The organism is Microbacterium alcoholitolerans (assembly GCF_050408615.1).
Classification (GTDB): Bacteria; Actinomycetota; Actinomycetes; order Actinomycetales; family Microbacteriaceae; genus Microbacterium.
On the sequence record NZ_JBNTKD010000001.1, the window covers coordinates 1,012,703 to 1,026,301 of the forward strand.

Consider the following 13,599-nt stretch of genomic DNA (forward strand, 5'->3'; position numbering starts at 1 on the left):
AAGCATTGGGTGGGTTCGACTTTCGGGTCGTCGTCGGCCCGGACCCGCACGGGGTTGCTCATCGGGAGCGGCTTCCCGGGCACGAGATTCGATTCTGTCTTCCCCGCCTGGGCGGAACCCATCGCCGGCCTGGGGATTGCGTGGCCAGTCCCCGGGAATGCTCACATGCTTTCCGGCCGCGCATGTGTTATGAGTTCGTTATCTTGGACCCGCCGGATACGCAGAAGGCCCCGGCATGTGCCGGGGCCTTCGACGAGAAAGCTGCGCTCAGACGTTCGCGTCCTGACGCTTCATGCGCGAAGCCTCGCGTCCGCGAGTGGTCTGATCGAGGATCACCTTGCGGATGCGCACGACCTCGGGCGTCACCTCGACGCATTCGTCGTCGCGGGCGAACTCGAGGCTCTCCTCGAGCGACAGCTCGCGCGGCGGCGTCATCGACTCGAACGAGTCCGCGGTGGCCGAGCGCATGTTGGTGAGCTTCTTCTCCTTGGTGATGTTCACGTCCATGTCGTCGGCGCGGGAGTTCTCGCCGATCACCATGCCCTCGTAGACCTCCTGCGTGGGCTTGACGAAGAACGACATCCGCTCCTGCAGGGCGATCATCGCGAACGGCGTCACGACGCCGGAGCGGTCGGCCACGATCGAGCCGTTCTGGCGCGTCGTGATCTGCCCCGCCCAGGGCTCGTAGCCGTGCGAGATGCTGTTCGCGATTCCGGTGCCGCGCGTGGTCGTCATGAACTCGGTGCGGAAGCCGATCAGACCGCGGGCCGGAACGATGAACTCCATGCGCACCCAGCCGGTGCCGTGGTTGATCATGTTGTCCATGCGGCCCTTGCGGTTCGCGAGCAGCTGCGTGATCGCACCGAGGTACTCCTCCGGGGCGTCGATGGTCAGGTGCTCGAACGGCTCGTGGACCTTGCCGTCGACCTTCTTGGTGACCACCTGCGGCTTGCCCACCGTGAGCTCGAAGCCCTCGCGGCGCATGTTCTCGACGAGGATCGCCAGGGCCAGCTCACCGCGACCCTGCACCTCCCACGCATCCGGACGGCCCACGTCGACGACCTTGAGCGAGACGTTTCCGATCAGCTCGCGGTCGAGACGGTCCTTCACCATGCGGGCGGTGAGCTTGTGCCCCTTGACCTTGCCCACCAGCGGCGAGGTGTTCGTGCCGATCGTCATCGAGATGGCGGGGTCGTCGACGTGGATCTGCGGCAGCGGACGGACATCGTTGGGGTCGGCGATGGTCTCGCCGATCGTGATGTCCTCGAAGCCGGCGATCGCGGCGATGTCGCCCGGTCCTGCGGACTCGGCCGGGTAGCGCTCCAGAGCGCGGGTCATCAGCAGCTCGGTGATGCGGGCGCTGCTGGTGGTGCCGTCGGCACGCACCCAGGCGACGGTCTGGCCCTTCTTCAGCGTGCCGTTGAAGACGCGCAGCAGCGCCAGACGGCCCAGGAACGGGCTGGAGTCGAGGTTGGTGACCCACGCCTGCAGCGGCGCCTCATCGTCGTAGGCCGGAGCCGGGATGTGCTCGAGGATCGCCTCGAAGAGCGGCTCGAGGTCGGCGTTGTCCGGCAGCTCGCCGTTGGCGGGGCGGTTGCGCGAGGCGGCGCCGGCGCGGCCGGACGCGTACACCACGGGCACGTCGAGCAGGGCGTCGACGTCGAGGTCCGGCACGTCATCGACGAGGTCGGATGCCAGGCCGAGCAGAAGATCCTGCGCCTCGGCCTCGACCTCGGAGATGCGCGCATCGGGACGGTCGGTCTTGTTGACCAGCAGGATGACAGGCAGCTTCGCCTCGAGCGCCTTGCGCAGCACGAAGCGCGTCTGCGGCAGCGGGCCCTCGGATGAGTCGACGAGCAGCACGACGCCGTCGACCATCGACAGACCTCGCTCGACCTCGCCACCGAAGTCGGCGTGACCGGGGGTGTCGATGACATTGATCGTCACAGGCGTCTCGCTGTGGATGCCGTTGTAGGTGATCGCGGTGTTCTTCGCGAGGATCGTGATGCCCTTCTCGCGCTCGAGATCACCGGAGTCCATGGCGCGTTCGTCGACGTGGGCGTGTTCGCCGAAGGAGCCCGTCTGGCGCAGCATGGCGTCGACGAGCGTGGTCTTGCCGTGGTCGACGTGCGCGACGATTGCGACGTTGCGAAGATCAGAGCGGAGGGCGTGCGCCATTCAGGAGTCCTCAGAGGAAGTTGGGATGCGATGGAGTGTCGCTTGTACTGAGCGAGCGCCAGCGAGACGAAGTGACGTTCCAGGATAACGCACGGTCAGACCCGGTTCCTGTACGGCAGGTCGTAGCATCGGAGCTGTGGCTTCGACGGCATCCGCTCCCTCCCGCACCCGGCTGTGGTGGGAGATCGGGATCGTGCTCGCCCTCGGCCTCGGCCAGTCGGCGATCTACGCGATCGTCCAGATCGTCTACCGGCTGACCGATGAGACGCCGCTCGGCGACCAGACCGCGACGCTGAATCCGTCGCGCAGTGACCGCGAGGTCTTCGACTTCATCTACCAGCTGCTGTCCATCGGCTTCGGCATCGTGCCGGTGCTGCTGGTGTGCTTCCTGCTGTGGCAGTCGCGACGCCCTCACCTCGGTGCGCTGGGGCTGGACGGCACGAAGCCGGCGCGCGACACCGGCTCGGGGGTGCTGCTTGTGCTCGCCATCGGCGTCCCCGGTCTCGGCCTGTATCTGCTCGGCCGGTCGCTGGGCTGGTTCGTGGCGGTGAACCCCGCCGGGCTCGACGCGCACTGGTGGACTGTGCCGATCCTGCTGCTGTCCGCAGCGCGGGCATCCATCCAAGAAGAGTTCGTCGCGCTCGGCTACCTGTTCGCAAGACTGCGACAGCTGGGCTGGGGGCCCTGGCCGATCATCATCGCCACCAGCGTGCTGCGCGCCACCTACCACCTGTACCAGGGGCCCGGTGCGTTCGTCGGCAATCTCGCGATGGGGCTGTTGTTCGGGTGGCTGTTCGCGCGCACCGGGCGGCTGCTGCCGTTCCTCGTCGCGCACTTCCTGATCGACGCCGCGGTGTTCGTCGGCTATCCGTGGGCGGCCGCGACGTGGCCGGCGCTGTTCGGTCTGCCCGGCTGATCACTCAGCGGGTGATCGCGACGGCGGCGATCGCCCATGCGACGAGCGCCGCGAGAACGATGATCGCGGTCCAGTCCCAGGTCCACACGATCGTGGCATCCGACTTCGCCCCGGACCCGGCGTTCGAAGCCGCCTCCGCAGCCTGGGCACGCAGGCGGTTGAGGGCGGCGATGCCGTCGTCCGTCTCAGCGACGGAGTGCTCCTTCCCGCGGTCCGGACCGAGCCGGCGCGGCCGGGAGCGCGCCGGACCGCCGAAGCACCGCACGACCGAGCCGTCGTCGACGGCTATCTCGAGCTGCCAGCGCATCGTCATCCGCTTCACCCGGTGCCACGGCACTGAGATGCGCCGCAGCAGGTTCTGCACCTGCACGCCGGCCTGATCGGCGCGCACATCAGAGGCGACGCCGACCACCCACACGGTCCAGACGACAAGCAGCGGCCACGGCGCCAGCAGCAGCGCATTGCCGAGGCCCGACCTCACGGCCGCGTCGACGAGCAGCGCTGCGGCGACGACGGCCGTGAGGATCAGCAGAACGAGCGCCCCGGTGCCCCGGAAGACCCGCGGGGGCCGTGCAGCCGACATCAGACCGCGCCACCGCCGAGGGTGAGCGACGCACCGGGGATCGCATCCAGCAGCCGCCGGGTGTACTCCTCCTTCGGCGACGCGAAGATGTCGTCGACGCTGCCCTGTTCGACGATGCGGCCCTTCTCCATGACGCACACCAGGTCGGCGGCGACGCGCACCACCGCGAGGTCGTGCGTGATGAACAGGTAGGTCAGACCGAGGTCCTGCTGCAGGTCCGAGAGCAGGCGCAGGATCTGGTCCTGCACCAGCACGTCCAGCGCCGACACGGCCTCGTCGAGGACGACGATGTCGGGCTTCAGCGCCAGCGCACGGGCGATCGCGACGCGCTGCCGCTGTCCGCCGGACAGCTCGTTCGGATACCTCCAGGCGAGCTCTCGGGGCAGCGCGACCTTCTCGAGCAGCTCGAGAGTGCGCTGGTGCTGCTCATCCTTGGTGCCGACGCCGTGCACGTGCAGCGGCTCCGAGATGAGGCTGCCGATGCTGCGCAGCGGGTCCAGCGACCCGTAGGGATCCTGGAACACCGGCTGCATGCGGCGGCGCAGCTTGAAGATGTCGGCACGCGACATCGTGCTGGTCGCCTGACCGTCGATGAGGATCTCGCCGTCGGTGGGCTTCTCGAGCTGCAGCAGCATCTTGGCGACCGTCGACTTGCCGGATCCGGACTCGCCGACCAGCGCCATCGTCTTGCCGCGCGGGATCGAGAACGACACGTCGTCGACCGCGCGGAACTGCTCGTGACGAAGCCCGCCGGTGCGGATCGAGTAGTCCTTGACCAGGCCGCGCACCTCGACCACCGCGGGAGCGGTCGAGACCGGCTCCGCCTTGCGCTCGGTGATGCCGATGCGCTGCGAAGCCAGGCTCGGCGCCGCGGCCACGAGGCGCTGCGTGTACGGGTGCCGCGGGTTGGTGAGGATCTCGGCGCTTCGGCCCGCCTCCACGATCTCGCCCTGGTTCATCACGATGATCCGGTCCGCGCGCTCGGCGGCGAGTCCCAGATCGTGCGTGATGAGCAGCACCGACGTGCCCCGCTCGCTCGTCAGCGACGACAGGTGATCGAGGATCACCCGCTGCACCGTGACGTCCAGCGCACTGGTGGGCTCGTCGGCGATCAGCAGCTTCGGGTCGGCCGCGAGGCCGATGCCGATCAGAGCGCGCTGACGCATGCCTCCGGAGAATTGGTGCGGGAACTGATGCATCCGCCGCGCCGCGTCGGCGAGGCCGGCCTGCTGCAGCACCTCGACCGCGCGGTCGTGCACCTGCTTCTTGCCCTGCGCCAGCCCGTTGGCCCGCACGGCCTCCTTCACCTGGAAGCCGATCGACCACACCGGGTTGAGGTTCGACATCGGGTCCTGCGGGACGTAGCCGATCTCCCGGCCGCGGATGCGCTCCATCTCCTTGCGGCCGGCCTTCGTGAGGTTCCGACCGTCGAGCGTGATGGTTCCGCCGGTCACGGTTCCGGTGCCGGGCAGCAGGTCGATGATCGCCGCGGCGGTCGTCGACTTTCCCGAGCCGGACTCACCGACGATGGCGAGGGTCTCGCCGGCCATCACGTCGAAGCTCACTCCGTGCAGCACCTCGCGTGAGATCTTGCCGCTGCGGAAGGCGACCTTGAGGTCGCGGATGCTGAGAAGAGGCTCGCTCATCGCTGGGCCCTCGCCTTCGGGTCGACGGCGTCGCGCAGCAGCTCGCCGAGGGTGATGAACGCCAGCACCGTCACGGTCAGCGCCAGAGATGGCCAGAACAGCGCCATCGGCGCGGTGCGGATGCTGGTCTGCGCCTGGCTGATGTCGTTGCCCCACGACATGGTGCTGCCGCCGAGGCCGACACCGAGGAAGGACAGCACCGACTCCGCCACGATCGCCCCGCCGAGCGCGAGGGTCGCGACGACGATCACGGGTGCCATCGCGTTCGGCAGCACGTGCACGAGCAGCGTGCGGAACCGCGAGAGACCCACGGCCTCGGACCCCATCACGAAGTCGGCCTGTTTCACCCTGAGGATCTCGGCCCTCATGATGCGCGCCGTCGAGGCCCAGGCGAACCCGCCGATGGCGAACGCGAGCACTATCTCGTTTCGCACCGGCATCACCGACATGACCACGATCGCGGCGATGATGTAGGGGATCGTGAAGAAGATGTCGCCGACGCGCGAGAGGAACGAGTCGAGCCAGCCGCCGTAGAAGCCTGCGAAGGCGCCCATCACGACGCCGATGACCGTGCCGATCACTGTGGCGAGCAGGCCCACCACGAGCGAGGTGCGGGTTCCCCAGATGATCCGCGAGTAGACGTCGCAGCCCTGTCGGGTGAAGCCGAGCGGATGCCCGGCCTCCGGCCCGCCGTTGCTGTTCGCGAGCTCGCAGCCGTTGTTGGGCGCCACATTGGTGAACAGCGACGGCCACAGCGACACGATGATGATCAGCAGCACGAAGAACGCCGAGACCCAGAACATCGGGCGGCGACGCAGGTCACGCCAGGCGTCGAGCCACAGGTTGCTGCGCTTCTCGTCGATATGGACGGCATCCACCTTGATGGTGGAGGTCTCCGCGGGAGCGACGTAGTGCTCCAGGTTGGGATCAGGTCGAGACATAGCGGATCCTCGGGTCGAGCAGGCCGTAGATCAGGTCCACGATGATGTTGATGAACACGTACACGACGACGAACACCGTGACGAATGAGACGACCGTCGGGTTCTCACCGCGGATGATCGCCTGGTAGAGCGTGTTGCCGACGCCGGGCACGTTGAAGATGCCCTCTGTGACGGTCGCGCCGACCATGAGCACGCCGAAGACCGTGCCGAGGTCGGTGACCATCGGGATCAGCGAGTTGCGCAGGACGTGCACGGGGATGACGCGGCGACGCGGCAGACCTTTGCTGTACGCGGTCCGCACCCAGTCCTGACCGAGCGTCTCGATCGTGGAGGCGCGCGTCAGGCGCATGCTGGTGGCGTAGACGCTCAGGCCCAGCACGATCGCCGGGAGCCAGAGATCACCCCAGTCGTTGTTCGCGCCGACCGTCGGACGGAACCACCCCCATTGCACCGCGAGGAAGTACTGCGCCAGGAAGGCGAGGACGAAGATTGGCAGGGCGACGAAGATCAGCGCGATCACGAGCATCGAGTTGTCGAAGATGCCGTTCTTGTTCAGTGCCGAGAACAGGCCGATCACGATGGCGAGGACGAACGCGATCGCGACCGACATGACCGCCAGACGCAGCGTGACGGGGAAGGTCCGGGCGAGGATCTCGCTGACCGGCTGGCCCGAGAAGCTGATCCCGAAGTCGAGCCGGAAGATGCCGGCGATGTAGTAGAAGTACTGCACGATGAACGGCTCATCGAGATGGTACTGCGCGCGCAGCCTCTCGAGCAGAGCGGGGTTCGGCGGTCGGTCTCCGAACAGTGCGGCGATCGGATCGCCCGGCATCGCGAAGACCATGAAATAGATCAGCAGGGTGGCGCCGAAGAACACCGGGATCGCCTGCAGGATCCGTCTGAGGATGTAAAAGGCCACCCTCGACCTCCCTTCGGGTAGGGGCACACATTGAAGAGGCGGTGGTGGAGCTCACCACCGCCTCTTCATGTGATCCTGATCAGCCGATCTTGGTGATCTCGTCGTACAGCGGCACGGAGTTCCAGCCGAACTGCACGTTGTCGACGGTCGTGGAGTAGCCTCCGACGACGTTCGAGTACCACAGCGGCATGGCCGGGAGGTCCTTCAGGAGGACTTCCTGCGCCTGCTGGAACAGCGAGTTCGCCTCATCGGGATCCGTGGACGAGATGCCCTCCGAGAGCAGGGAGTCGAACTCCTCACTGGAGTAGTCGCCGTCGTTCGAGCCCGCGTTGGTCGCGTAGAGCGGCCCGAGGAAGTTGTACAGACCGGGGTAGTCGGCCTGCCAACCGGTGCGGAACGCGGTCTCGATCGTGCGGTCGGTGACCTTGCCGCGCAGCTCGGCGAAGGTCGGGTACGGAGCACCCGATGCCTCGATGCCGAGCGTGTTCTTGATCGAGTTCACGGTCGCGTCGACCCAGGCCTGGTGGCCTCCGTCTGCGTTGTACGCAAGCTGGAACTCGCCGCTCCACGGGCTCATGGCGTCAGCCTCGGCCCACAGCTCCTTGGCCTTCTCGGGGTTGTACTCGAGGACCTCGGCACCGGCGAGCGAGTCGGACCAGCCGTCGATGACCGGCGAGGTGAAGTCGCTGGCCGGGGTGCGGGTGCCCTGGAAGATCACGTCGGTGATCTCCTCGCGGTTGATCGACATCGACAGCGCCTGACGACGCAGGTTGCCCTCTTCGCCTCCGAAGTGCTCGAGGCGCTCGGGGATGGTGAACGACTGGAAGATGGCCGCGGGCTGGTTGACCGCGCGGTCGCCCAGGTCGGACTCGAACGTCGCGAAGGCGGAGTCCGGGATCGCGTCGAGCACGTCCAGCTCGTCGCCGAGCAGATCGGCGTACGCGGCGTCCTGCGAGGCGTAGAACTTGATGTTCAGACCGCCGTTGGCAGGTGTGCGCGGACCGTCGTAGTCGGGGTTGACGACCAGGTTGATGCCGACGTCGTGCTGCCACGCGCCCTCACCGTCGAGCATGTACGGGCCGTTGCCGATCGGGTTCTCGCCGAAGGCCTCGATGTCGTCGAACGCCACGTCGGGGAGCGGGTAGTACGCCGAGTATCCCAGACGCTGCGCGAAGTCGGATGCCGGCTTGTTGAGCGCGATGGTGAACGTGTACTCGTCCACCTGCTCGAGGCCGGTCAGCTCGGAGTCCGCGTCGTAGCTGAAGCCCTCGATGTCCTCGAAGAAGTAGCTGGAGAGCTGCTCGTTCGAAGCCAGGGCTCCGTAGTTCCAGGCCTTGATGAAGTTGTCCGCCGTGACCTCTTCGCCGTCGGTGAAGGTGAGTCCCTCACGGATCTTGACGGTGAGGTTCTGCGGGTCGTCGACCGTGATCTCCTCGGCGACGTCGTTGAAGACCGAGCCGTCGGCCGCGTAGCCGATCAGGCCCGCGAAGATGGAGTCGAGGATCTTGCCGCCACCGGTCTCGTTGGTGTTGGTGGGGATCAGGGGGTTCTGCGGCTCGGAGCCGTTCGCCGTGATGATGGCGTTGGGGTCGCCCGCGCCCTCGCCGGTGTCGCCGGTGTCGGGGTTGTCTTCGCTGCCTGCGCACCCGCTCAGCACCAGTGCGCCGGCCGTGAGCAGACCGACCCCGATGAGGGTGATCTTGTTTCGCTTCATCGCAATGTCCTCCTGTGGACAGGTACAAAGGTGCGACATCCGCGTCGCACCGCAATAGATCGAGGGTATCGCGCGGATGCCCGGAACCGCGCCCGGCGTTAATGAACCGTTACTGAGTTGCCGCTTTTCGACGCGACGACGACACCCCCACTGCGGATTCGCGGCAGCGGGGGTGTGGGAGAGCGTCGGCTACGCGAACGCCTCGATGGGCGGGCAGGCGCACACCAGGTTGCGGTCACCGTACGCCTGGTCGATCCGGCGCACCGGCGGCCAGTACTTGGCGGCGATCAGCGAGCGCACCGGATAAGCGGCCACCTCGCGCGGATAGGCGTGCTGCCACTCCCCCGCGATCAGGCTCTCGGCCGTGTGCGGAGCGTTCACCAGCGGGTTGTCGTCGGCGGGCCAGGTGCCCGCCGCGACGGCATCCGCCTCTGCCTTGATCTGGATCATCGCCTCGATGAACCGATCGACCTCGCCGAGGTCCTCGGACTCGGTGGGCTCCACCATCAGCGTCCCGGCCACCGGGAACGACATGGTCGGCGCGTGGAAGCCGTAGTCGATGAGGCGCTTGGCGACGTCGTCGACGGTGATGCCCGTGGCGTCCTTCAGGGGGCGCAGGTCGAGGATGCACTCGTGCGCGACCCGACCCTGCTCGCCGCTGTACAGCACCGGGTAGTGCTCGGCCAGGCGCGCCGCGATGTAATTCGCCGACAACACCGCCGCGGCGGTCGCGTCGCGCAGACCCTCGGGGCCCATCATCCGCACGTACGCCCACGAGATCGGCAGCACACCGGCCGATCCGTAGGGAGCTCCCGAGACGGGTCCGCCCTCGAACACATGCCCACCGGAGTGCACGGCGCTCTGCGCCTGTGGGTGACCCGGCAGGTACGGCGCGAGGTGCGCCTTGGCCGCGACCGGGCCGACGCCGGGGCCGCCGCCGCCGTGCGGGATGGCGAACGTCTTGTGCAGGTTCAGGTGCGAGACGTCGCCGCCCAGGTCGCCGAAGCGGGCGTAGCCCAGCAGCGCGTTGAGGTTCGCGCCGTCGACGTACACCTGGCCCCCGGCCTCGTGCACCGCAGCGGTGATCGTGGTCACCTGCTCCTCGTACACGCCATGCGTGGAGGGATACGTGATCATCAGCGCTGACAGGTTCTCCGCGTGCTGCGCGATCTTGGCGTGCAGGTCGTCGAGATCGACGTTGCCCAGCTCATCGGTGGCGACGACGACGACCTTCATGCCGGCCAGGACCGCGGAGGCCGCGTTCGTGCCATGCGCCGACGACGGAATGAGGCAGACCGTGCGGTGCGCGTCGCCGCCCGCGTGGTGATACCCGCGGATCGCCAGCAGACCCGCCAGCTCGCCCTGGGAGCCCGCGTTGGGCTGCAGCGAGACCGCGTCGTAGCCGGTGACCTCGGCGAGCCACCCCTCGAGCTGGTCGATCATGGCGAGCGAGCCGTCGACATCCTCACGCGGGGCGAAGGGGTGCAGCTGCGCGAACTCGGGCCACGTGATCGCTGCCATCTCGGTCGCGGCGTTGAGCTTCATCGTGCACGAGCCCAGCGGGATCATGCCGCGATCGAGCGCGTAGTCGCGGTCGGCGAGCTGCTTGAGGTAGCGCATCATGGCGGTCTCAGAGCGGTGCACGTGGAAGACCGGATGCGTGAGGTACTCGTCTTCGCGCAGCAGCGCCTCCGGCAGTGCAGTCACGCCTCCGACGAACCCGAAGGCGCCCCCCGACGCCCCGAGCAGATTCGCCACGCGCAGCACCTCTGCGACCGTGGTCGTCTCGTCGACCGACACGGCGACCGTCTCCGCGTCGACGAGGCGCAGCAGGAAGCCGGCCTCATGCGCGCGCGCGACGACGCCGGCGGCATCCGCTGTGCGCACCTGCACGGTGTCGAAGAACGCGTCGTGCACGACTTCGACACCGGCCTTGTCGAGCTCGGTCTTCAGCAGACGAGCGCGGGTTGCCACCTGCTGAGCGATGGCGCGCAGCCCGTCCGGCCCGTGATAGACCGCGTACATGGATGCCATGACCGCCAGCAGCACCTGAGCGGTGCAGATGTTCGAGGTCGCCTTCTCACGGCGGATGTGCTGCTCGCGCGTCTGCAGCGCGAGACGGTAGGCGGGATAGCCCACGGCGTCCTGCGAGACGCCGACGAGGCGACCGGGCAGCTGCCGCTCGAGTCCCGCGCGGACCGACATGTAGCCCGCGTGCGGACCGCCGAAGGCCATCGGCACGCCGAAGCGCTGCGTGGTCCCGACGGCGACGTCCGCGCCGAGTGAGCCCGGCGAGCGCAGCAGGGTGAGCGCGAGCAGGTCTGCCGCGGCGATGGCGATGCCGTTGGCGACGTGCGCCGCGTCGAACACCGCCGACGGGTCCCACACGCGACCGGAGGCCCCGGGGTACTGCACGAGCACGCCGAAGAGTTCTTCGGGCAGCTCCTCACCGCCCGCCAGATCGCGCTCGACGAGCTCGACTCCCACGGCCTCGGCCCTGGTTGCGAGCAGCGCCTTCGTCTGGGGCAGCGCATCGGCGTCGACGACGAACACATTCGACTTCGACTTGGATGCGCGGCGCGCCAGCAGCATCGCCTCGGCGACAGCGGTCGACTCGTCGAGCATCGACGAGTTCGCCGTCGTCAGCCCGGCGAGGTCGGAGACCATCGTCTGGAAGTTGATCAGCGCCTCCAGGCGGCCCTGCGAGATCTCGGGCTGGTACGGCGTGTACGCGGTGTACCAGGACGGGTTCTCGAGCACGTTCCGCTGGATCACGCTGGGCGTGAACGTGCCGTGGTACCCGAGCCCGATCATGGCGCGGTTGACAGTGTTGCGGTTCGCGAGTGCGCGCAGCTCGGCGAGCGCCTCGGCTTCGCTGGCGGCTGCGGGGATGCTCGACTGCTCCGTCGCCGCGGTGTAGATCGAGTCGGGCACGGCCTGACGCATCAGCACCTCGACGGGGTCATCCCCGTGCACGCCGAGCGCGTCGAGCATGTGCCGCTGCGCCTCGGAGGTGATCCCGATGTGGCGGTCGGCGAATGAGGTCACTCTCATGCCCCCGTGATCGCGACGTAGCCGTCACGGTCGAGCAGACCGTCGACTGCGCCGTCCTCGACCTCGACCCTGATCAGCCAGGCGTCCTCGAACGGCGAGGAGTTCACCAGCGCCGGGTCGTCCACCACGGCGTCGTTGATCTCGACGACCTTCCCGGTGACCGGGGCGTAGAGCTCCGAGACCGACTTGGTCGACTCGGCCTCGCCGAAGACATCGCCCCGGGCGATCTCGGTGCCGACCTCGGGCAGTTCGACGAACACGATGTCGCCGAGGGCATCGGCGGCGAAGTCGGTGATGCCGATGGTCGCGGTGGCGCCGTCGACGGCGACCCACTCGTGCTCTTCGCTGTACTTGAGGGCGTTCAGATCGGTCATTTCTTCCTCCGGTAGAAAGGCAGTGCGGTACGGGTAGCGGGGATCTTGGTGCCCCGGACATCAAGGAAAAGTGCGGTTCCGTCCTCGGCCACCGACGGATCGACGTAGGCCATCGCGATCGGATGCCCGAGGGTGGGGCTCAGCGCGCCGCTGGTGATCTCTCCCACGGCGGTGCCATCTTCGAGCACCACCGGGTAGCCCGCGCGTCCCGCGCGACGCCCCTCGGCGGTGAGGCCGATGAGCACGCGCCCTTCGGCCGGCTCAGGGACCGATGCCGAAGCGTCCTTGCCGACGAAGCGCTCCTTGTCTGTGACCACGACGCGGCCCAGGCCTGCCTGTGCGGGACGGATGTCACGCGAGAGTTCGTTTCCGTACAGCGGCATGCCCGCCTCCAGGCGCAGGCTGTCGCGGGCCGCGAGGCCGGCGGGAACCAGGCCGTGAGCGGCGCCGGCGGTCAGGATGTCATCCCACAGTGCAGCCACGTCGGCAGCGTCCACCAGCAGCTCGAAGCCGTCCTCGCCGGTGTATCCGGTGCGGGCGAGCAGCAGGGGCTTGCCGTTGTAGGTGGCGCGAGCCCACGCGTAGTACTTCTGCTCCGCCCACGGGACGGTGACGTCCTCGATCGCCTCGGTCGCGGCGAGGATGGCCTCGGAGACCGGCCCCTGAACCGCGATCAACCCGAAGTCGTCGGAGACATCCTCCACTTCGACGTCGAACGCATCGACGCGCTCCCGCAGCGCCTCGCGCACGGCATCCCGGTTTCCCGCGTTCGAGATGATCAGGAAGTCGGCGTCATCCAGACGGTAGACGATCACGTCGTCGATGATGCCGCCGTCCTCGGCGAGCAGCAGCGAGTACTTCGCCTTGCCTGCCGACATCGCGGACAGCCGGCCGGCGAGCGCGTAGTCGAGGTACTCGGCGGCAGCCGCGCCGCGCACGGTGAACTCGGCCATGTGCGAGATGTCGAAGATCCCGGCGGCGGCCCGCACGGCGTGGTGCTCAGCCAGATCGGACGTGTAGCGCACCGGCATCTGCCAGCCACCGAAGTCGGTGAATGATGCGCCGAGCGCCTCGTGGTTCTTGCGGAGGGGCGTATAGCGTGGTTCGGTCATGGAGTTCTCCCGGTCAGGATCGGGCAGGACGACGCCGGCGTCATCCTCGGAACTCCCCCTCTGTCATCGGGCCTGAGAGCTTCGCCCGCCCTTCGAGAAGGGAGTGGGGGCTTTCACCGTCGGCGGAAATCGAGCTTCGCTCGAAATCACTTTCCAGAGCGG

At 67.8% G+C, this 13,599-nt stretch carries 10 protein-coding genes and 1 riboswitch; of the genes, 1 reads left to right on the plus strand and 9 read right to left on the minus strand.

All coding sequences use genetic code 11. The features are described from left to right. Positions 1-267 precede the first annotated feature (267 nt). Positions 268-2,178 carry a translational GTPase TypA gene (gene typA / locus ACQUSX_RS04850; protein ID WP_428905828.1) on the minus strand — a complete coding sequence of 637 codons (1,911 nt, stop codon included), beginning with the start codon at positions 2,176-2,178 and terminating at the stop codon, positions 268-270. Between the two features lie 136 nt (positions 2,179-2,314). Between typA and ACQUSX_RS04855 the strand changes: the two genes are divergently transcribed. Continuing rightward, the gene (locus ACQUSX_RS04855; protein ID WP_428905829.1) at positions 2,315-3,094 is read left to right on the plus strand and encodes a CPBP family intramembrane glutamic endopeptidase; all 780 of its coding nucleotides are present in this window, start codon (positions 2,315-2,317) and stop codon (positions 3,092-3,094) included. A 4-nt stretch (positions 3,095-3,098) separates the two neighbouring features. Here ACQUSX_RS04855 and ACQUSX_RS04860 read toward each other — a convergent pair whose 3' ends face one another. The 8 genes from ACQUSX_RS04860 to gcvT form a co-directional block, all read right to left on the minus strand. Continuing rightward, positions 3,099-3,677, minus strand: coding sequence for a PH domain-containing protein (locus ACQUSX_RS04860; protein ID WP_428905830.1), 579 nt, complete (start codon positions 3,675-3,677; stop codon positions 3,099-3,101). After that, positions 3,677-5,323, minus strand: a complete 1,647-nt coding sequence (locus ACQUSX_RS04865) for a dipeptide ABC transporter ATP-binding protein (RefSeq protein ID WP_428905831.1) — start codon at positions 5,321-5,323, stop codon at positions 3,677-3,679. The genes ACQUSX_RS04860 and ACQUSX_RS04865 overlap by 1 nt, the downstream gene beginning before the upstream one ends. Continuing rightward, positions 5,320-6,264 carry an ABC transporter permease gene (locus tag ACQUSX_RS04870; RefSeq protein ID WP_428905832.1) on the minus strand — a complete coding sequence of 315 codons (945 nt, stop codon included), beginning with the start codon at positions 6,262-6,264 and terminating at the stop codon, positions 5,320-5,322. The genes ACQUSX_RS04865 and ACQUSX_RS04870 overlap by 4 nt, the downstream gene beginning before the upstream one ends. Continuing rightward, positions 6,251-7,183 carry an ABC transporter permease gene (locus ACQUSX_RS04875; protein ID WP_428905833.1) on the minus strand — a complete coding sequence of 311 codons (933 nt, stop codon included), beginning with the start codon at positions 7,181-7,183 and terminating at the stop codon, positions 6,251-6,253. Before ACQUSX_RS04875 ends, ACQUSX_RS04870 begins: the two co-directional genes overlap by 14 nt. Positions 7,184-7,262: 79 nt before the next feature. Continuing rightward, the gene (locus ACQUSX_RS04880) at positions 7,263-8,897 is read right to left on the minus strand and encodes a peptide ABC transporter substrate-binding protein (protein ID WP_428905834.1); all 1,635 of its coding nucleotides are present in this window, start codon (positions 8,895-8,897) and stop codon (positions 7,263-7,265) included. A 189-nt stretch (positions 8,898-9,086) separates the two neighbouring features. Further along, on the minus strand, positions 9,087-11,951 hold the full coding sequence (gene gcvP / locus ACQUSX_RS04885; RefSeq protein ID WP_428905835.1) for an aminomethyl-transferring glycine dehydrogenase: 2,865 nt from the start codon (positions 11,949-11,951) through the stop codon (positions 9,087-9,089). Beyond that, on the minus strand, positions 11,948-12,325 hold the full coding sequence (gene gcvH / locus ACQUSX_RS04890; protein ID WP_428905836.1) for a glycine cleavage system protein GcvH: 378 nt from the start codon (positions 12,323-12,325) through the stop codon (positions 11,948-11,950). The genes gcvP and gcvH overlap by 4 nt, the downstream gene beginning before the upstream one ends. Beyond that, entirely contained in the window at positions 12,322-13,437 is a 1,116-nt protein-coding gene (gene gcvT / locus ACQUSX_RS04895) for a glycine cleavage system aminomethyltransferase GcvT (protein ID WP_428905837.1), read from the minus strand. The genes gcvH and gcvT overlap by 4 nt, the downstream gene beginning before the upstream one ends. A gap of 53 nt (positions 13,438-13,490) precedes the next feature. Then, a riboswitch (glycine riboswitch) is annotated at positions 13,491-13,599 on the minus strand.